The following is a 20,347-nucleotide window of genomic DNA, read 5'->3' on the forward strand; positions in this document are numbered from 1 at the left end:
AACGAAGCTGACCGTGGTTTCGTCATGTCGGCGTCCGGCGTCGACCGCACTCGGTCCTAATCTCTTCTACCACGAGTGTGGCTCTGCTCACCTCTGAGTTATTGCGGGGTGACCAGCCCGGTGTCGTAGGCGTGGATGATCGCGGCGGCCCGGTCGCGCAAGTCGAGCTTGACGAAGATGTGGCCGATGTGGCTCTTGACGGTGAGGCCCGAAATACTCAGTTCGTCGGCGATCTCCGCATTTGACCGGCCCTTCGCGATCAGCGTCAGCACATCCAGTTCGCGTGCGGTGAGGTCACCGATCGCGTCGACGCGGCGCGGTGCCGCGGCCTTGCGGTAGGTCGTCAACACGCGCGACGTCACCGCCGGATCGAGATAGCTGTCGCCCTGGGCCACCGCGCGGACCGCCCGGATCAGCTCTTCGGCCGAGGAGTCTTTGAGTACGAACCCCGCCGCTCCGGCGCGCAACACCCCGGACAGTAGTTCGTCGTCGTTGAATGTGGTCAGGGCGAGTACCGGCGGCCCGGCCGCGGCGGTCAGCCGGTGGGTCGCTTCGATACCGTCGACGCGCTTCATCCGCAGATCCATCACCACGACGTCGGGGTCGTGCTCGGCGACAGCGGACGGCACCTCGTCGCCGTCAGCGCATTCGGCGACGATGGCGAACCCGTCTTTGCGCCGCAGGATCCGGCGCAGGCCGGAGCGCACAAGGTCCTGATCGTCGGCGAGCAGGACGGCGATCTCGCTGGCCCGGTCCGTCATGACACCAAGGGGCATTGCCGCAGGGACTCATCGGTGTCGTCCAACGGGATGTTGGTACGCACCGCCCAGCCGTCGCACGTCGGACCGACGCTGATGATGCCGCCGAGCAGTTCCACGCGCTGGCGCATGCCCCGCACGCCACGGCCTTCCGATGCAGGCGCGGGGCCGGACAATTCATTGACGACGGTCAGGGTCGCCGAGGTTCGGGAAACACGTAGGCGCACCGTGGATGGCGCCTCCGGTGCGTGCTTGGCGATGTTGGCCAGCGACTCCTGCGTGATGCGGTAGAGCCCGAGACCCACCGCGGCCGATACGGTGTCGGTCGGGCCGCTGGCATCGAGCGTGACGTTCAGGCCGGCACGGACGAAATCGTCGACCAGACCTCCGATGTCCTCGATGCCGGGCTCAGGGGCAATGCTCATGGGCGCACCGTCGAGCAACCCGACCGTGCGGCGGATGTCGGCCATCGCCTGGCGGCCCAGGCGTTCGGCTTGTTCAAGCGCGTCCACTGCGTCATCGACGTCGCGATCTTCCTGCAAACCGCGCCTGGCACCGGTCAGATGCAGCAACGTGACACTCAGCGAATGCGCGATGACGTCGTGGACTTCACGGGCGATTCGCCGCCGCTCGTCGGCCGCCGCGTGTCGCGCCAAAGCAGCCTGCGCTTGCTGCTGCTGGCCCATGAGCTGCTGCTGGGTATGCATGAGATAGCCCACCAGCCAGCCCATTCCGAGGATGCCGAGGTACAGCGGCAGGTTGTCGAGCCGGTGCAATGTCGAGGCCGTCAGCAGCAGACCGGCGGCAGAGACCGACGCCAGGAATCCGCCGACGATGCCGGTGAGCGAGGCGACCTCGCCGACCATCATCACCATGAGCAGCGGTGCGAAGTCGCTGGCGATGGGCGTCGCCGTCGCGAACAGGAGCAGGGCGGTCGCGCCGGTCAACGCCGCCCAGAGGATGGGGGCTTTGAACCTGAGCCCGTATGTGTAGGACAGGGGCAACGGTGCGACAGAGATCAGGAGCGCCAGCAGCGCCACCGGGAGGTCTGCGGTACTGCGCTGCAACACGGCCACGACGCCCGCACCGACCAGGGTGGCGTCCATCGCGACGACGGATGCCCAGTTGTGGCCGAGCGGGATCATCTCGCCCCGTCGGCGCAGCTGCTCCCGCACGCGGTGTGCCATCGCACCCAGCATCTTCTGATGGTAGAAGGATCGTTCGCCGCCGCGCATCATCCCGTGGTGGCAAGGCGGAGTCCTACCAGGGTCGTAGCTCAGAGCCGGAACATCTCTCGCCGCATCGCGGCCTCTTCCATGAAGCTCTCGCGCAGCGGTGGGTTGTACGTGGCCTTGGGGCGAGCCTTAGGCGTCTTCGTCGTGGATACCGCGCGGATGGCCGTACGGATCCGGCGCAGCAGATCGGCGATCGGGCGTCGAGGTTCGGTGCGCGGCAAGGCAATCGCCGGCCACGCCCGCGTGACGCCGGCCAGTGGGGTGGCCTGTGAGGGCTGTGCTCGTGTCATGGCTTGACGCTACGAAGCGCATGGGCCACCCCACATCGCGCTGATGTCCGATCTTGATTTACGACCCTGGTAGGAGTTGTAAACCGACCGCGGTACCAGGTTTGGGCCGTTCGTCGATGCGTTGACTCGTCCCGAGATCCCCGACAAGATTCGGGTTGCCGCGGTGACTACGCCAGTCGGCGCACAGCCCTGGATAGGAGCAAGCGTGAGTACGCATAGCAGCGCCGAACCGGGGCTGCCCCCGCCGGTCGCCGAGCTCGTAAACGGCTCCGACCTCGCCCGCAAGCTCGGACAGACTCTGCAGCTGGTGGCGGTCGACGAGGCCGGTTGGCCGAGGCTGAGTCTGTTGAGCGTTGGCGAGGTCCTTGCCGGTCCAGACACTGACATCCGACTGGCATTGCACATCGGTAGCCGAACCACGGCCGCGCTCACCCGCTCCGGAAGAGGTCTCATCACCGCGGTCGTCGGCGCCACGCACTACAAAATCCAACTCGCGCTGACCCGGACGAACCCCGACGGCGCCGGTCCGCTCGCTTTCTTCTCGGGCCGCGTCGTGAAAGTTGACGAGGACCGCGTCGGCTATGCAGAACTGACATCCGGAATAACGTACCGTCTCAAGGAAGCTGACCAGGTGCTCGCGCGGTGGACGCGGCAGATCGACGAACTGAGGTCGCTGTCATGACCACCGAGCGGCGTCGGCGGGTCATCGTCGGTATCACCGGCGCCAGCGGGTCAATCCTGGGCATCCGGATGCTGGAACGGCTGCGTGAACTCGACGTCGAATCCCACCTCATCGTGAGTGCCTGGGGAGCCCGCACACTCGAACATGAAACTACTTGGACCGCAGCAGAAGTCAGGGAACTGGCCGACTTCGCGCACAAGCCGGGAGATCTCGGGGCATGCGTATCGAGCGGTTCCTTCCACACCGACGGCATGCTGATCGCACCGTGCAGTATGAAGACGCTCGCCGCGATTGCCTCCGGCTATACCGAGGATCTCATGGCGCGCGCGGCCGACGTCGTGCTCAAAGAGCGCCGCAGGCTCGTGCTGCTTGCCCGGGAGGCCCCGCTGAGTGAGATCCACCTGGAGAACATGCTCAAGCTTGCTCGTATGGGCGTGTCGATCGTGCCGCCGGTGCCTGCGTTCTACAACCATCCGAAAACCGTTGACGACATGGTGGATTACATCGTCACTCGCGCCCTCGACCAAGTCGGCATCGCTTCTGACGAGGCGCCCCGCTGGGACGGGAACATGACGAAGCAGCGCCCATGACGGCGATTATCGTGCGCGGTGCCCGATCACCGAAAACGAGGACACTGCAAAGTCTTTGAGATCTCCCGTGGCCGGCGTGTCCGACTCGATGATGCCACCGATACCGGGGGCCGACGTGACGTCGGCGACCGGGCCGGTTGGAGCGGCCGTCTCGCGGATCGTAATGGTCATCGCGGATGCGAGCACCGGCGGATCGACCGCTGTAACAACGTCATCGCGGACATTGAGCGTGGACTGCGTCAAGCGGGTCTGTTCGGGGTCATTGAACTGATATTCCACGACCGCGACGGTTCGGTGCTCAAGCCATTCGTCGGAGCCGTCGGCGTTGACTTTGTTCCATCCCGGGACAATCGACGCCCCGGTGATGACATACCAGTTGTCGAACTCGACACGCAGTACGGTGCCTTCGCCAGTCGTGTAGGCGGGGACGCACATCCACGCGGTGGCGAGATCGTTGTCGAATGCCTGCATGGCATCGGTGGATCCCGCGGTGCACCGACTGTCGGCTCGCTTGATACCGATGGGACCGTCGGCGGCATCGGGTGTGCCAGCCGACGGCGGTGCGGCGGCCGATGGCGCTGCCTTGGTGATCGTCGGGACGGTGTACGCCGGGGCGGCGGCCGGCGTGTTCTCGGATTTGTCGTTGCCACCGCTCGAGGTCAGAAGGGTAAGAATCAAGACCAGCGGGACGGCCACTGCGATGGCGGCAGCGATGCGGTGTGAGCGACGGGACCAATTGAGGCGACGGGATTTCCGCGGCGTCGTGGCGTCGCTGAACGCTCCGAACGACATCGCTGGACCGCTGTCGCGGCCGTCCTCATCGCCGCGGTGGTCGTCGGTGTCCTCATCGGTGTGGTCGTCGGTGAAGACGTACTCGCCCCGTCGGTCGGCCGATAAGAGTCCCTGCATCGAGTGGCCGGCCATCACCTCGTTGAGAGCATCGAGATCTGACCGGTTCTCGTCGGGCGGACGTTCTGCTGAGCCGTCGCCCCGGAAGTCTTCACCGATTCCCGGCATCCACTCGCCATAGCCCACATCGGAGTCAGCGGCGAACTTTTCGCTGACCGGGTCGAGAAGCGCGGGCTGCGAGACCGTGTGGTCAGTGAACTCGTCAGCGGCCGCAGCGTAAATGTCGGTCATGCGTCACATCCCCCGATCCGAACAGAAGCGTAACCGTCACAACGGAATTCCGCTGGGTTCACGCAACCCGAGCGTTGGATGTGCTGGTGTCTAGGGGCATATTTTGGGACGCCCAGTAGTGAGCCATGCATGCGGACTCCATATCGTCACGTCGTTCCACGACTGCTTTCCTCAGTCGATCGAGTGCTCGCCGGAGGCGGGATTCCAACGAGTCTTCGCTGACGCCGAGCATCGCAGCGACCTGACGCACCGGCATGGGGCGTTCGCCGCAGAAGCGAAGCATGAACGCGCGCCGATCGACATCGTTGATCACGCCGGTGCCGTGGGCCCATTCAAGCAGCGAATACACCGTGATGTATGTGTCCGCATCGGCGACCACGTCGGGGCCGGCGAGTCCGGCGTGTAGCTCCATCTCGATGTCGCCCACGGGGGTCCGCTGTCGGCTCACCGTACGCAATGTGATCCAGTACAGCTGCGCATCCAGATGTTCACTCGTCACGTCAGCGCGAACCAGCGCGTGGTCCATGAACGCAGCGACGGTCGTGTGGAACCGGTCTTGCGCGTTTTCGCCGGGCGCATGCCGCGATACCGCAGCAAGCATGCGGCACTTCGCACCGAGCAACACCTTGCCAGCCAACTGACACCCGCGCCGGTGCTCGGTGATGAGCAACGATGTCGACGCCGGATTCGAACCAGCGAGCTCGCTCAACAGTTGGTCGCGGTCGGCAATCCGGAGACGGGTGAGCCAGCGCGAAACCGTACCGCTGTGTGCGCGTGAGGCGATGAGAACGTTCACGTGATGGGCAAGGCGAGCGGCCGGCTGGCAGACCGCGGGCCCGGTGTGCGGCGTCATGGGGGAACCTCCCGATGCAGGGGAACGACGGAATTCGTCCCAGTGCTTGTCCACCGTCCGAATCGGCGCGCGGAGACGCGTGAGGTCAGCCGTGAAAACGTGGTGAAAAGCCCGTGAGATCTCGTGCTTGCGCTGTGATGTCGGCCATATCGCCCGCGCGGATCACCGCCCTGACCGGGAACGATCGCGGTGCGACGCGGTCGGAGCGCGCAATCGTTCAAGTCTTTTCGACGGAACTCCATGAATGCCGGCGCCGGAGCATCGTCCCGATCGGTCCGGGTGGCAAGCGACGGAAACCTCCAACCGGCGGCGGTACTAGGAGAGGTAGGACACGCGCTCACACCGACACGGCCATCCGAGGACAGGGGGTCTGCATGAATCGACGCAGAAACAGCCGCTTCACGAATTTCGACATCAGCCCGGACATCGCCACTGTGCGTGCCTACTCGCGCCGCATGAAGGTGGCGTGTGATGAGTTGCACGACAACCCTTTCAATCACCAAGCTCGGGCGGCCCTGGTGCGGTTGATCCTCGACAGCGCCGAAGCCGACGCTGCGTTTGCCCGATTGACCGCGACACATGACCGGTCAGTGTGACACAATATTTACCGTGAATGGTAAACTTCCCTCTCAAAGGGAACAGTTCGCCAAGTTCGTCCGACCCCTGGATGGCGAGCAGGTCAAGGAACGCCTGGTCGCCATCGCGGCGGTCGTCGGTGGCCTGTACGCGGTGATCTCTCTGGTCTTCGCGGTGCTTCCGGACCGGGGCGTCGACCAGGGCGCCACCCCGGGGGACAGCAGCGTGCCGGATTCCACGGTGGTGAAGGCATTCGCGCGCGAGTTCGTCACCGCGTACCTGACCGCCAAGCGTGGCGAGGAGGCTGTTTTGAACACATACGTCACCGCCGAGGATCTCCAACTGCCGCCCGTCGCATCGGCATTCGCTGATCCCGACGTGACCTATGTCAAGCAGCGCTACGCCGAGGACCAGGGACTGTCGCTGTGGACCGTCGTTGTGTCAGGAGTTGTCAACGGCGAGAACACGACCAACGAGATCCGGTCCTACTACCAGGTCGCGGTCACCATGCTCGACGGCGCCTGCCGTGCGACTGACCTGCCTGCGCAAATCGCGGCGCCGCAACCCGGCGTCGACGTGCGTTTGAACTACCGCAACCAGATTCCGCTCGACGCGCCACTTGCCCAAGCCGCCACCGGTTTCGTCACGGCCTATCTGACCGGCGGTTCCGACTTCGCGCGATATCTCACCGCCGACTCGATAGAGCACCCGATCGAACCGCCGCCGTACCTGAGAGTGGATGCGGTCGACGTGAAGAGCGATTCCCCCGACGATCCGAACGAATCGGCAACAGCGCAGGTGTACGTCACGGTGATCGCCAGAACCAAGAACTACACCCTCACCGAGTTGCACTACCCGTTGACGATGCGCGCGGTCGAAGGACGTTGGCAGGTCAGCAATATCGCTCCTACACCCGAGGTGCAGCTCAACCGATCCGAGCCGAGCGAGCCCACCGAGTCCACCACCACAACCACCGTCGCCCCGCCCACACCCACGCGCGGCTGACGTACCCGATCACTGCCGACCCAGCAAAAGGACACAGGATGACCAGCGTCGAGACTTTCCTCAACAACCTCGCACTCGTGATCGGACGGGCGGGCGCGAGCATCTTGGTGATCTGGGCGATCTACTACTTCTTCACGAATCTCTTCGGAGAGAATGGCAAAGACCCCGTCAAGATGGCGACCGCGGTGGGAATGATCATTGTCGGCGGCGCGGCGTTCGCGCTGATTCCGACACTCCTCGACGTCGGCAGGGAAACCGGTGCACAGATCACCGGCCGTTAGCACTGAACCGGCCCAGCCGCGAGGTCTGCTGTGAGCGTTGTCAAAGTCGCCACCGGAAGCCGCCGGTTCCGTACCTGGGTCGGGCGTTTGCCCGGTGGTCGGCGACTCATCGGTGGAGCCCGGCCCATCGAACAGGTCGTGGCGGTGTTGGTGTGTTTTGCCGCATCGGGCTTCGTTGCTATCGCCTTCCCCGTCAACGCATTGGCCGCCCTGGCGGTGGGGGCCGCAGTCGGCGTCGGCGTCGCCTTTGCGTTGAGCCTGGTGCCCTATGACAACGTGCCGGTGACCACCCGAGTGACGCGTTTGGTGATGTTGCTCGTCGACCGCAAGCCCACGGTCGTCGCTGTCGAGGAACTCGCTCGCCAGGAGCGGGCAGGTGGTGCGTTTCTCGTCGCCGAACAAGCGGAATCCTTGGGCGGGACCAATGGCGAGGTCGCGCCGTGAAACTGCAGCAGCCGACCAAGGCCCGGTTCCGAAACCTGCAGCTGACTCACGCCGGGACAGTGACAGCCACATTCTTCATCGATCCGCTCGATTACGGATTGCGCCCGCCCGAAGACAAGGAATCAGTTCAAGACGAACACGAGTCGCTGATCCTGGCCGTACCTGACCGCACACTGTTTGTCGGTATCCAGGCGCCGATGGATCTGGTCGATGTCATGCACCGAGCATTGGACCAGGTCGATCTCGAGCGCTACCCCGACCACGTCGAGGAAGCAGTCGCGGCGTACCACCGGACGGCCGCGATCGCGCCGACGACCCGCATCTACACGGCCACGTTCCCAATGGGCAAGGTGTCGGACGACTTCGGGGCAACTCCAGCGGAGTTCCGGCCGTTTCTCGATAAGGCCGACCAGCTGATCGCCACGATCGATCCCGAGAACATCTTCAAATTCGCGCCGGTTCCCGAAGGTCTGCTGCCGTTCCTGTGGAACCACCACCTGATGCGGGGTGCGGCGTTGGAGGTTATGCCGCGCGATCCGGTTCGTGCCGCACCGGGATCTGTTCCGCCCCACACTGATTTCCGCCCGGGGGTACTGGACGAGGGCGCACGCACGGACAAGCCGTGGTGGCGCAGCTTCGACCCTATGCTCAAGGCGATGGTCCGTCTCGACGATGGCCATGTCGTCACGAGCTATCAGAGCATCCTGGTTCCATCGTCGTTCCCTACCGAAGGCATGTGGTTTCCGGGAGGCAGCGAGTTCCTGTCCGTGCTCGACGGAATTGCCGACGTCAGCGTGGACTGGGCGATGCGAGTACGGCGCACCGACCGTGAAGCTGCCATGCAGGCGAACGAGAAGACGCTGAGGAAGATCAGCGTGCAACTTCATCAGCGTGACCTCGAGGTCGGGTTTCACTCGCAGGAACTGCAGAACAAGGTGCGGCTACTTGCCGAGTACAACGCAGAACTCGCCGACAATGAAAACGCCGAAGAGGTCAATTTCACCGTTGCGCTGGCGGTGGGTTCAACGACCGAAGCCGAGATGTCGCGTCAGGTCGCGGCACTCAAGGCACGATTTCGCAAGCTCGGCATCAAGCTCACGGCACCGCGCGGATGCCAACGCAAACTCTGGCAGATGTTCAATCCGGGCGCCTCCGCAGACCCGGCATACGGCGACTACGAGCACCTGATGTCCAGCCGATCGTGGGCCGGGGTAGTCCCGTTCACCACCGCGCGTCTGCTCGATGACACCGGTCCGGTCATCGGAGTCAATCTCTTGTCGGGTCAGTTCGAACCGCTGCACTTCAACTTCCTCGGTAAGGCACTTCGCGACACATCGCCCGCGATCGCGGTTGCCGGCGAACTCGGGGCCGGCAAGAGCTATTTCGTGATGACATGTGGCTTCATCATTGCCGACCTCGGTGGCCAGTTCCTGGCTATCGACCGCTCCAAGGCCGGAGAGTACGAACCGCTGGCACGCTCGATCCCCAACTCGGTGATTACCGACCTCGGCGATCCCAGTTACACGTGGGATCCGTTGCAGATTTTCACTGATCCGACCCTCGCCCGCCGGGTCGCGCTGGACACGATCCTGCCGTTGCTCAACATCCCGGCCACCTCGGCACAGGGCAAGCTGATGTCGAAACTGCTGCGCACCGATGCCCGCGCGGCCCATGGTCTGCACACCCTGGCCGATCTGCGAGACCACTGCGCATTCGTCGGCGCCACAACGACTGGCCGTGACGCCGACGATCACCGGGCAATTGCCGACGCGATGGACGCCGCCGAAGCACCGGTTCTGTTTGGCCGCGGCCTGCCGCCCATGCCCATGGGCGCCACCGCCACGATTGTCCGGACCCACACGTTGTCGCTGCCCAAACCTCAGGAACTCACCCTGTCGCATGCCTACGCGAACTTGCCGTGGCGTAAACGCCTGGGCCACACCTTGTATGAACTGGTCGGTCTGCTGGCACGCGAGCAGTTCATGAGCAACCGGGACCGGTTCGGCGCGTTGATCGCTGACGAGGCGTATCACTTCACCACATCGACCGTCGGGCAGCAGATCGTCGAGGAGTTCGTTCGAGACGGCCGCAAGACGCAAGCCGGCATCATCCTGGCTTCCCACGACCCCAAGGCCGACTATGCCGGTGTCGCGCTCGATCTGGTTCCGAACCGGTTCGGGTTCCGCCACCGCGACAAAACCCTCGCGCAGAACACGCTGGAATGGTTGGGCGCTGATATCGAGCGCGACCGATATCTGGTGAAGCAGTTGCGCCACAACACGTCACCGCCGATCGGCAGAAAGGAGTACGTCGAGCCGAACCGGCGAGGTGAGTGCTTCATCGCGGATGGCCGTGGCCGCATCGGTCGCGGGAAAATCCTCGGGCCCGCCCGCGTCGACCGGCAGACCGCGATCATCACGACCCCGAAGGTCGGGGCACAGTGACGTCCGGCTCCCGTCCTGTCGAGGCACCCTCGTTCACCGACCTGTTCCTCATCAAGATCGGTGTCCGACTGCCCCACTCATGGGATCCCGCGTTGCCGGTGCTCGGACAGTGCGTATCTCGAATGTGGCTGTTCTGCAGTGCCTCTCGGCTCCGCTACTTCACGCTTCTGCCGGTGGCGCTGTACATCGCACTGGCCGCTTTCGGATTGATGTTTCCCGCCGAAGCGCACGCCTACGGTGAGATGGCAGTACTGGGTGCGTTGCTCCCGGTGACCGATTCTTACGGAGTCTCATTGTGGGACTACCAAGTTGCGACTGACCACGGCGGCCTCTTCAAGCCAGGCAACGCTCTCATGGGCGGCCTTCTGAGTCTTGAGGGAGCTATCTTCGTCACCATCGGCGGGTTCGCCATCTGGCTGCTCGTGTACATACTGAGTTTCGGCTTTCTACGCGATCTGGTGCTGCCGATGGCGGAAGGGACCCAGGCGTACGCAAGCCAGATCCTTCCAGGCGTAGCGGTCGTCGCGGGACTCATCGCCGCAGTGGTCATCGCGATGACCGTCATCCGTGGCGACATGCCCAAGGCCGTCGGTCAGGCCTCGGCCGCCCTGCTTGTCGCCTTGGTAGCCGGGGCGGTCGCGTATTCACCGGTCAGCTGGGCAGTCTCCGATGACGGACCCATCGTGCAGGGCCGCGATCTCGCGATTTCGGCAGCCACGAATTCTGCCGTGAGTTCGGGTCACGCCACCGACACCCTGGGGCAGCTCGAGGGCATGCTGGCGACGAACCTCGTGCGCAGACCGCTGCAAGCATTGAACTTCGGCGCTTTGCCGGATGACACACCGGCATGTGCCACGGCGTGGAGTTCCGGTGTCAATTCCGGCGAGGCCGACCGCATCAAAGACAATGTCCGCGATTGCGGGGCGCCAAACTCGGCCGGCATGAAGGCCCGCGCGGACAACCCCGGCGCCGGCCAAGTCGGCGCAGGGTTGTTGCTGCTGGCATTTATGACCGTATTTCTGCTCTATGCCGTGACCACCGCATTTCGGATCATCGCGGAGTTCATGCGTGCCATAGTAAGTGCGCTCAAGATGATGTGGGGCTTGGCCGTGGGGTTGATTCCAGGTCCGGGGCAACGCAGCATCTACACGGCGGCAGTCGAATTCGCTTTCGCCGCGTTGGCCATGTTCGCCTACGTGACGGCCACCATGTTCGTCGGCGAGATGTTCAGCACGATATTCCGACAGCAGGCCAACGTCATCGTCTCCACCATCTCATCGATCACGTTGACGAGCATGATGATGTGGCTGTTCTACAAGCTCGGGCGTCACCGCCGCAAGAATGCGGAGTCGATCGCCGACAACATCCTGGATGGTTTGGGTGCGACCAAACCACCACCCGGCGGGGGTGGCGGCGGGAAATCCTCCTATATACCGGGCGGTTTCCTGTACAACGAGCCGAGGCACGGAGTGGGTACCGCACTAACCCTCGGAATCACCGGAACCCTTACCGGCGAAGCAATATATAAAGCGTCACCGACCGCCGGGAAGGTGATGCGCCGATTCGCGTCGTTCTACCCGGCCGGACCAATGCAGACTCTCTACCGAGGACTGGATGACGCGAGTTCCGCCAAAGCCGCGTCGGAGCGCGACAAGAAAGCCGACGGTGTCGCCGCTGGCGTGAATCACATCCGGTCGGCACTCGGCCCGCAGGCGGGGCCGAACCCGTCAGGTGGGGGGCCGACCGCTGCGCCACCGCCGCCGCCGAACTCACCGGGCGGAGGGCCGAATCCGCCACTTGGTGGGCCGACCTCACCGCCGCAGTCGAACAGCCCGCAGGGCGGCGGACAGCAATCCCCGCCGCGGGCACCCGCCACGGGCGCCACGCAGCCGGCTCCGCCGACCGCAGCGACCGGCGGGGGACAGCAACCGAATCCACCGACGTCAGGCGGTCAGCCACGGAGTACCGCCAACGGTGCCGCGCCACCCGCACCATCGGGCAACGGCGCTGCGTCAAACGTACCCGGTAACGGTGCCGCACCGCCTGCGCCGACGGACGCCGCTGCGCCGCCGGCACCGTCGTTTGTCCAGCAACAGCCGACGGGCCAGCCGCTGCCTCGGACGACTCCGTCACCGTCTGATCGGCAGCCGCAGACCAGCCCACCGGGGTCGATGCCGCCCAGGGGAACGTCATGACTCTTCCGCCAAAGGGCAACGGCGACAACGGTGCTGGCTCGCTGACACGCGCTCTGGCGCGTGTCGGTAAGGCCAAGGCGGCCTATACCGCGGGGGCTGGAGTAGTAGGTGCTGTCGGCTGGCCGGTGATCCTCGGTGTGGCGGCTGTTGTGGTGGTCGCTGCACTGATCGGACTGTTCGTCTTGATTGCCGTGACCGTGCGTGGCAACCAGGATCGCGAGCAGTTCGCCTACCAATGCGAGTCGCGCCTCGGCTATTCGGTCGGCGACACCGCCGCAATCGTGGTGTCAAGTGCGCGCGTCGGCGCCCCGGAATGGGAGACCACCGCGTTACAACCCGTCACCACGACTGTCACCACGCCGACCTCAACCACCCGCGTGACCGCTACAACCACCGTCACGACCACGACAGGCACGACACCATCGAATCCATATGCGAGCCTGTCTGTTCCGCCCACCTTGGACACCAAGACCGCGGCGTGCGCATCCGCTGTCAAAGACGGGCCGGTCGTGGGGCCGCCGATAACGGACCCGGGTGGCGAGCTGGGAGAGCAGGCGGCGGTGGCGGCAAACGAGCAGGTCGGTCTGCGGTCAACTGTGGACGGCGGGACGGTGGACGGACCGACCGAAGGTAGCTTCTCTGCGGCGAATCTCGTTCGATACGTGTACTTCCGGGCGAGCGGTGGAGTACTGGAGCTCCCGTCGGAGATCGGCGAGCAGATCATGGTCGGCGAGCGGGTGGACCCGCAGTTCGTCAGTCCAGGCGATCTCGTCTTCTACGACTTCACGGCGACCGACGGTCCGGTATCGGTGATGATCGCGATCTCTTCCACCCTCGGAGTCGACGCTAACGCAGTTGAACAGGCGATTCGCCTGGCGGAGTTGCCAACCGGAAATGTCATCATCAAACGGCCGATCCTCGAGGCAGGTACGTGAGCAACGAAGAAGGAACCGCAACCGATCTGGCCGCACCGCCGGCCCCGATCGGATTGAATCCCAACGACAATCGGAGCCGTACATCGACGGCGGTTGCGCCGCGCCTGCCGGTCAGCCCAGCCGGGTCTGGTCCAGCCACTGCAACTCCGGTGTCGACGTCACAGCCCGTGCCCGCCAATGCGGCCACCACAGCATCAACAACCACGGGACCGGCGGCAGCGCCTGCGGCATCCAGCGCAGTCGGGGGAGTGCCTGGTGCGGTCAGCCCGGCTGCGGCTGATGGCACGCCGCCAGCCGCCGCCGGTCCCGTTCCAGCAGAGGCGAAACCGGCGGATCCGGAAGCTGCCGAAGGCGAACAGGAACCGGAACCCGCCGCGCCGGGGATGGATCCCGGGCAAGCATTGAACCTGGCGACCGGTCTCGCGACGCCCGCGATAACCGCAGCGCTCGGGATCCCGGCATCATTGCTGGCCAGCGGTGCGGGTCTGCTCGCGCCGTTCGCGACCATTCTTGCCGCATACGGGCAGGGCACTCCCGAGCTGCCGTCGTCATCTGGCCTACCGCCGGACGTACTGGACCGGCTGGAATCGCTTGATGCCGAGACTGCTATGGCCGGGCAACCGGCGGCTGCGTATCAGTCACAGACGGACGGGTACACGCGCCAAGCCCAAGCTCTCGATCGTCTCGACAAGGAGTTGCGGGCGGTACTCGCAGATTCCGCGAACAACTCCACCAAAGGCCGCGACGAGATTGAACGCATCGTCGCCCAGGTCAGAAGCAACCTTAAAGCGCTCGGCCCGATATCCAACACGCCGGTGGGGCAGATGGCCGTTCTCAATGCCATAAGTCAGGGCCTGCAACAGGCGGGCGCGGTCCTCGCCGACACCGCAGGCAAGGACGCGCTCAACGCGGGCAAGATCCAATCCTTGGCGGGCCAGTATGTCGGTGACCTCAATCCCCATAACGCGAACGGCAACAGGCAGAAGGTCCAACCGCGAGACCGGGTTGACTCCTGGCTCATCCAGGCGTTGGCAGCCAACGGCATCACCGATCCGCGTGCGGTGGCGAACTGGCTGCCCGGGCTGCGCACGATGGTCGCCCGGGAATCCGGTGGCAATCCGAATGCCGTCAACCGCTCGGACTCCAACGCTGCCAAGGGCACCCCGTCTCAGGGGTTGATGCAGACCATCGGCCCCACCTTTGATGCGCACTGGCGAGAGGGAACCGAGCGAAACATCCTTAATCCCGTATCGAACTCGGCTGCCGCCATCCACTACATGATGTCGCGCTATGACGTGTCACCGGACGGGTCTGATCTGACGCACAAAATTCAGCAGGCAGACGCCCGTCGCGCGCCCCGCGGGTACTGAGCCATGACTGCCGACCCGCAACGTGCCAATCGACGCCCGATCGTGATCCTGATGATCGCCGGGATCCTATTGGTGGTTCTGGCCTGGCGCCGCGCTGTCGGCGACATTAGCTCCTGGGCGTTGCATAACGAATACTTCAGCACTGCACCGATGTTCACTGTTCCGGCCGGTGAACCTCTCGGCGTCGGGCCGACCCCGGTGACGACCGTCGCCCTGCTGGCTGTGCTCGTTGCGGTGATCACTACCGGTCTTGCCGTGGTGCAGGTTTTGGCGCCGCCGGTGGTGCACCGCCCGTATGACCGACGTCCGCTGCCTCCGGTCTTCGCACCGGTGGCGGCGCTTTGCGCCGGACTCTTCGGCAGTATCACGTTGTTGGGCATCCCGTTTACGCCGGACTATCTCGCTGTGGCGTTCGCGGCGATCGCAGCAGTCGTGGTAGGCGACTGGATGCGCGGACGGTTGCGAACACACCGCACCAAGGTGCAGTACCTCAATGAGCTGGAATCAACTCTTCTGCCGTATCTGGGATTCGACGCGCTGCCCCGATACCGCGTGGTCGCGATCTCCGAGTGGAACGCGGCATCAGACGTCCGCCCCGCTCGGCCCAAGACGATCATGCTCGCTTACAGTGGCCGTCGAGAGGAGCTCCATACCGACAAGCTGAGCCAGCGCCTCGACGAAGCCGCCGGTGCGCACTACAGCTTGGACTTCTCGAGCGTCGACCAACTCATCGCGGCAACCGTCGTCAGCGATATAACCGAACCGCCTGTGGTACGTCGGTTACGGCAACAGATTTCCAACGTCAGCCTGTTCGGCGAGGGTGCGACGGTAACCGACACCGACTACAGCACGAGCGGCGACCTCGTCCGCTTCGCTGTCCGACACAAGGTCGCAGCGCAGTTGGCCGGTACTAGCCGACCACAGACGATCGAACGCAAAATAGGTGAGCTGCTGCCGGGCAACTGGCGCGCTGCCCGTTGGGACCACGTCAACGCGATCGCAGTGTTCGAACTACGCCGAGAACTGCCGACCCGCGTCCTCCCGCCGATTGTGCCGGCCGCGAGCGAAATCGAATATGTGCGCGCCTTCTACGATGCCGCCGCCATCCCCTTGGCGGTCGACAGCAACAGCGCTGTCGTTTCTTGGCGGCCGGCGCATCATCCGCACAGTCTGATTGTCGGTCCGGCCGGATCCGGCAAGACTTCTACCATCCGTAGCTTGATCGCCTCGGCCGCGCGGCTCGGATGGCGCATCTTCGTCGTCGACGTGACAGCCGGTGAGCTTGTCGGCTACCGCAACTTCCCTAACGTCGTGTCGGTACTCACCGAGTCGCATGAGGCGATCGCCGTCGTGAACGTTCTCTACCGGGAGATGACGACTCGGCGCGAGATTCACAAGCGAAGTCGAAAAGCCATGTCCAGCAAAGAACCGTTGCTGTTGGTGATCGATGACCTCGCTGATCTCGAAGTCACTTTGAACCGGTTCTACGATGCCACCAAGCAACCAAGCGAGCCCCAAAGGTGTCCGACCTTCGACAAGCTGGCCGATCTGCTCCGCAGCGGCGGTGACCTGCGTATGCACTGTTTGGCAACGGCGCAGAGCGACGATCTCGCGTTCTTGGATGGCGCGGCCGACAAGATCTTCGCCAGTCGTCTGCGGTTCCAAAGTTGCAGCGAGACACAACCACTCACAGTGCGGCAGCGTGGCCTCGCGTATGACCCCGCGACCGGACGCGACATTTTGGCGCAGGCGTTCTACATGCCGAACCCGCTGCGGCCGTTGGACCCAGCGGAGGCGGATGTCGTCACCGACCTGAAGCCCTCGGTATGCCTCTACGACCGGGGCGTCATCATGCCGCCGGACAGTCTCCGGCAGCCGTTCAGTCATTACCAGACACTGCCGCTGCTCAAGGCTGACGACCATCCGGAGTACGACCCGACCTCGCGCAGTTATCGGGCGCCGTCGTGGCGGCAAGTCGACGACCCGGGTATCGACTCGATCTTCGGTTCGCTTCCCAGCCGCGGCACGGTCCAAGAGTGACGTGACGGCCCACATTTGATGCGCGGAGGAATTGCCCAAACTTACCAATAGTGGAAATATTCACCTGTATGGGGAAAGGAGGGTTCCGTTGTCTGACGAAGTTGTTGCCGTCTTGGGTCAGCTCCGGGACCTTCTCGGCGAGGGCGAGCCGGTGATGGCGCCGACGCCTTCGACGGTGCCTGCCGGCGTTCAGCGGCGGCTTGATGTGCTGCCGAGCGGGTTGGGGGAGGTGATCGACGCCCTGGTCGATGATCGTGCGGGCCAGGCCAAAATCGCCGCCGAACTCGCGACGCTCGATCCATCGCTGGTTCCGGTGATCAACCAGTCTGTCGCTGATGTCACTGCGGCCCGCGATTCGTTGACTGCTGCCGGTGTCGATTACGTCGATCGACGCAATCAACTTGCGCCTGTCGAGGGCACCCCGCTGGGACAGCTCGGTGTGCTGCAAGCCAAGGCGATCGCCGTCGGAGACGGCGCCGAGGCGGTACGTCCGCAGCCGTCGAAGGCCGAACTTCGGCGGGTCGTGGTTGATGCACTGGCGCAGCGCTATTACGAACAGGCGAAAGCATCGATGCTCGGACTCGGCCAAGCAGGTCAAGTCGCCAACGCCCTCGGCTCCGGTGCGCAAGCGTTGGGCAGCGGGGCGGCACCCATGATGTCGGCAGCTTCGCCGCTGCAGGCGATGAGCGGCCTGGCGTCAACCGCCGACCCCGGCTACTCCAAGGCGATGACAACAGGCTCAAGCCGCGGGCGAGGCTCGGAGGCCGGTCGAGACGTCGCCGAGCGGGCATTGACGGCCTTGGGCCTGCCTTATAGGTGGGGTGGCGGCAATTCGAAAGGCCCGACAGGTGGCGGCTTCGACTGTTCCGGCCTTGTCCAATGGGCCTATGCACAGGAAACCGGACAGACGTTGCCGCGCACCACTTATGACCAGATCAACCTCGGGCAGCGGGTCAGCCCGGCCGATGCTCAACCTGGTGATCTGGTGTTCAGCAGGTTCACCGGGCGCGGTCCAGAGCATGTACAGATCGCCCTTGGCGACGGAAAGGTTGTCCATGCTCCACAGACCGGCGACGTCGTGAAGATATCCACCATGCCAGCTGACGCGGTGGTGAAGCGAATCATCACACCTGCGGAATCCCGTGGGGCTCAAATTGTCTGAAATCTGGACGACGGTAGGGAAGCCGAGCCGCGGTCACGTATCGCACTCCATGTGGGAGGTGCCGGGGCCGAATTCTGGTGAACATGAGATCTCCGTGACCGTCGGTTGTGACGTGCCCGCGGATCGTGACGCTCGGAGGCTACGATGACTGCGCGGAAGTTCGACGAACTCACGCATTGGGACAAAATTCCTACGCTCCTCGGATTAAAAAACCCGCTCGAAAATAACGGTTTCGATCCTGGCTGGCGCCCGCCGGGTCAATCGTGGCATATCGGTACCGGCGACGACTACTGGGACCGGGTGCTTGAGAAAGCCCGTATCGCATTCGGCGACCCCAATATTCGCTACGACACCGATATCAATACCGAAGACCGCCACTTGGTGTTCCGCGACGGAACGCGGTTGCCGACCGACGGCACCATTGTCTACCGCAATACCGACACGGACCAGACGTGGATTCAGAACAACGATGGCACAGTGGCATTGCGCGGACCCGACGGCAAGCCGGTCGGTGTGCCGGTAACGCCTGCCGACTACCACCAACTGAACGGCAAATGGTTTCCCGTCGACAAGGACGGCCATCAGATTGGTCCGCAGGTCGATAGTCCGCCGCCTAACTTCGATAGAGACCGCGCGGCGGGAGATGGCGGAACACCCAAAGTAGGGCCATCACCGGTCGATACGGGCGACATGGAGAAGCCGGTCTACCCGGATTGGGCGACGAAAGCCGATCCTGACATCCCCAATCAGATGACGGCCATCCTGGTAGAGCTCTACCAGATGTTCGGCAAGGGACAGCCGGTCGGCGGCGATCTACCTGAGTTTCCGTTCAACGTCAACCATGGCACTGGCAGCGGCATCGACAATTATGACGCCGTCAAAGCGCAGTTCTTGGTTCTCGCGGCCGAGTTCAACAATGCAGTAACAGCATTCAACAAGGCGATCGCCGATTCCGAGTTCGACCGGAACGAGGGTAAGCGCGCTATTGACTCGGCTATCAGGGATTTCAACACCAAGGTGACCACGCTCGCTGACGGTGACTGGACCAATTTGTTGTCCGCTGAGACGCGGCTGATCGAAAGCGCAAAGAAGACGGTCGCTGATGCGGCCGCGGCGGTGCGTGATCTCCCGGGTACCCCTGGGGGTGATATGGCCGGCACCTCCTGGCCGTCCGATAGCGGTGTCCCACTGAACAACGGCACCAGCGTGTTTCCGATGGACAACGGGACGGGCGTATCTCCGATGGGTACGGGCCAATACCCGTCGAGCCCAGTCACCCCCACCGGAAACACGACAACTAAGAACGCTGATGATTTGGTCAGCAGATTGCTGCCGAGTCTGGCTGCCGGGCTTGGTGCAAACACTTGGGCCAACACCGCCGGCCAGGGTTTGACCAATCCACTGTCATCAGCGCTGTCGGGGCTGGGCGGTCTGGGCAATCTCGGTGCATCCATCGGTGCGTCCGCGAAGCCCATCGACCGACTCGAAGACGACGAGGATGACGAGAAAGATGACGAGGAGCGCGACAAGGCGGTCGAGCCGCTGGCGCCACCTGTCACGCCCACTCAGAGTCCGCAGCACGCTCCCGCCGTTCACGCTGCTGCCACAGGAGAGAACGACGGTACGGCTCAGCCGGTCTCGGCAGTTGCGGCCGGTACACCGGCGCCGAAGACGACAGTAACCCTGCCGGACGGACGCGAGATCGAAGCGCCTAACGCGCAGGCGGCGGAAGCTGCACGTAATGCGCTTGCCGACAACGACGGCAGTGGTGACGCGGCTCAAAAGGCATACGCGGACACCGGAGTCGAAATCCCGTCGGATGGCAAGAATCCCGGCGCCAAAGTTGACCCGAGTGATCTGCAGGCCGGCGACATCGCGAAGTGGCAGGACAAGACGATGGTCGCAGTCGGACCCGGACTGCTTGCGGTACCCGGCCAGCCCGGCGAAGTTGTCACTGTCGCGGAGGCACTCAAAGACAGCACGGGATTTCACGGATTCTATCGTCCTTGGGAAGTCGATCCGACCCTGTCGAGTCCCACGTCGGCTCCCCCGCTCATCGACCCGTCGACACCGCCGCCCAGCAGTGTCCCGGAACCGCCCAACGACAACGGACCGACAGCCGGCACACCACCGGCTGACCAGTCGCAACCAGAACCGCAGAAACCGGATACCGGGCAACACGATTCACCACCACGGCCGTCGACGGCACCTGCATCGCGTGCAGACGCGGAGTCATCTCCCGAGCCGCAGCCGGCGCCCCCCTCACCGTTCGCCGCGTCACCCGAGATACCGCCGGCGACGCGGACCACCAAACAAGAACGAATCGCCGCAGGCCAATCCTGACATC

Annotated in this window: 18 protein-coding genes; 13 read left to right on the forward strand and 5 right to left on the reverse strand. The window is 64.1% G+C overall.

Annotated elements, in window-relative coordinates; all coding sequences use genetic code 11:
• Window positions 1–98: 98 nt before the first annotated feature.
• The 3 genes from ACRCUN_RS23375 to ACRCUN_RS23385 all read right to left on the reverse strand — a co-directional run bounded on the left by ACRCUN_RS23375 (window position 99) and on the right by ACRCUN_RS23385 (window position 2,283).
• Window positions 99–761 carry a response regulator transcription factor gene (locus tag ACRCUN_RS23375; RefSeq protein WP_462143999.1) on the reverse strand — a complete coding sequence of 221 codons (663 nt, stop codon included), beginning with the start codon at window positions 759–761 and terminating at the stop codon, window positions 99–101.
• Window positions 758–1,957 carry a sensor histidine kinase gene (locus tag ACRCUN_RS23380; RefSeq protein WP_462144000.1) on the reverse strand — a complete coding sequence of 400 codons (1,200 nt, stop codon included), beginning with the start codon at window positions 1,955–1,957 and terminating at the stop codon, window positions 758–760. Before ACRCUN_RS23380 ends, ACRCUN_RS23375 begins: the two co-directional genes overlap by 4 nt.
• 77 nt (window positions 1,958–2,034) lie before the next feature.
• Window positions 2,035–2,283, reverse strand: coding sequence for a hypothetical protein (locus tag ACRCUN_RS23385; protein WP_462144001.1), 249 nt, complete (start codon window positions 2,281–2,283; stop codon window positions 2,035–2,037).
• A gap of 205 nt (window positions 2,284–2,488) precedes the next feature.
• On the opposite strand from ACRCUN_RS23385, the gene ACRCUN_RS23390 reads away from it, so the two are divergent.
• Window positions 2,489–2,965, forward strand: coding sequence for a hypothetical protein (locus ACRCUN_RS23390; RefSeq protein WP_462144002.1), 477 nt, complete (start codon window positions 2,489–2,491; stop codon window positions 2,963–2,965).
• Complete coding sequence (locus tag ACRCUN_RS23395; RefSeq protein ID WP_462144003.1) at window positions 2,962–3,555, forward strand: UbiX family flavin prenyltransferase; 594 nt, start codon at window positions 2,962–2,964, stop codon at window positions 3,553–3,555. The genes ACRCUN_RS23390 and ACRCUN_RS23395 overlap by 4 nt, the downstream gene beginning before the upstream one ends.
• Before the next feature lie 6 nt (window positions 3,556–3,561).
• Here ACRCUN_RS23395 and ACRCUN_RS23400 read toward each other — a convergent pair whose 3' ends face one another.
• Together ACRCUN_RS23400 and ACRCUN_RS23405 are read right to left on the reverse strand one after the other, a co-directional pair.
• Window positions 3,562–4,695 carry a hypothetical protein gene (locus tag ACRCUN_RS23400; protein ID WP_462144004.1) on the reverse strand — a complete coding sequence of 378 codons (1,134 nt, stop codon included), beginning with the start codon at window positions 4,693–4,695 and terminating at the stop codon, window positions 3,562–3,564.
• A gap of 58 nt (window positions 4,696–4,753) precedes the next feature.
• A complete protein-coding gene (locus tag ACRCUN_RS23405; RefSeq protein ID WP_462144005.1) occupies window positions 4,754–5,548 on the reverse strand; it encodes a sigma factor-like helix-turn-helix DNA-binding protein in 795 nt (264 codons plus the stop codon).
• Between the two features lie 374 nt (window positions 5,549–5,922).
• Between ACRCUN_RS23405 and ACRCUN_RS23410 the strand changes: the two genes are divergently transcribed.
• From ACRCUN_RS23410 to ACRCUN_RS23460, 11 genes are all read left to right on the forward strand, one after another.
• Window positions 5,923–6,144 (forward strand): hypothetical protein, encoded by a 222-nt coding sequence (locus tag ACRCUN_RS23410; RefSeq protein ID WP_462144006.1) that lies wholly within the window; start codon window positions 5,923–5,925, stop codon window positions 6,142–6,144.
• 13 nt (window positions 6,145–6,157) lie between these two features.
• A complete protein-coding gene (locus ACRCUN_RS23415; protein ID WP_462144007.1) occupies window positions 6,158–7,129 on the forward strand; it encodes a conjugal transfer protein in 972 nt (323 codons plus the stop codon).
• A gap of 38 nt (window positions 7,130–7,167) precedes the next feature.
• The gene (locus ACRCUN_RS23420) at window positions 7,168–7,410 is read left to right on the forward strand and encodes a hypothetical protein (RefSeq protein WP_462144008.1); all 243 of its coding nucleotides are present in this window, start codon (window positions 7,168–7,170) and stop codon (window positions 7,408–7,410) included.
• A 30-nt stretch (window positions 7,411–7,440) separates the two neighbouring features.
• Window positions 7,441–7,854: a hypothetical protein gene (locus ACRCUN_RS23425; RefSeq protein ID WP_462144009.1), complete on the forward strand. Its 414-nt coding sequence runs from the start codon at window positions 7,441–7,443 to the stop codon at window positions 7,852–7,854.
• Complete coding sequence (locus ACRCUN_RS23430) at window positions 7,851–10,298, forward strand: ATP-binding protein (RefSeq protein ID WP_462144010.1); 2,448 nt, start codon at window positions 7,851–7,853, stop codon at window positions 10,296–10,298. The genes ACRCUN_RS23425 and ACRCUN_RS23430 overlap by 4 nt, the downstream gene beginning before the upstream one ends.
• A complete protein-coding gene (locus ACRCUN_RS23435; RefSeq protein WP_462144011.1) occupies window positions 10,295–12,493 on the forward strand; it encodes a hypothetical protein in 2,199 nt (732 codons plus the stop codon). The genes ACRCUN_RS23430 and ACRCUN_RS23435 overlap by 4 nt, the downstream gene beginning before the upstream one ends.
• Window positions 12,490–13,428, forward strand: a complete 939-nt coding sequence (locus ACRCUN_RS23440; protein WP_462144012.1) for an NlpC/P60 family protein — start codon at window positions 12,490–12,492, stop codon at window positions 13,426–13,428. Before ACRCUN_RS23435 ends, ACRCUN_RS23440 begins: the two co-directional genes overlap by 4 nt.
• Entirely contained in the window at window positions 13,425–14,798 is a 1,374-nt protein-coding gene (locus ACRCUN_RS23445) for a DUF4226 domain-containing protein (RefSeq protein WP_462144013.1), read from the forward strand. Before ACRCUN_RS23440 ends, ACRCUN_RS23445 begins: the two co-directional genes overlap by 4 nt.
• Before the next feature lie 3 nt (window positions 14,799–14,801).
• Complete coding sequence (locus ACRCUN_RS23450) at window positions 14,802–16,838, forward strand: FtsK/SpoIIIE domain-containing protein (protein WP_462144014.1); 2,037 nt, start codon at window positions 14,802–14,804, stop codon at window positions 16,836–16,838.
• Between the two features lie 88 nt (window positions 16,839–16,926).
• The gene (locus ACRCUN_RS23455) at window positions 16,927–18,000 is read left to right on the forward strand and encodes a C40 family peptidase (protein WP_462144015.1); all 1,074 of its coding nucleotides are present in this window, start codon (window positions 16,927–16,929) and stop codon (window positions 17,998–18,000) included.
• 144 nt (window positions 18,001–18,144) lie between these two features.
• Window positions 18,145–20,343: a hypothetical protein gene (locus ACRCUN_RS23460; protein ID WP_462144016.1), complete on the forward strand. Its 2,199-nt coding sequence runs from the start codon at window positions 18,145–18,147 to the stop codon at window positions 20,341–20,343.
• The last annotated feature ends 4 nt before the right edge of the window (window positions 20,344–20,347 follow it).

Source organism: Mycobacterium venezuelense (assembly GCF_054919535.1).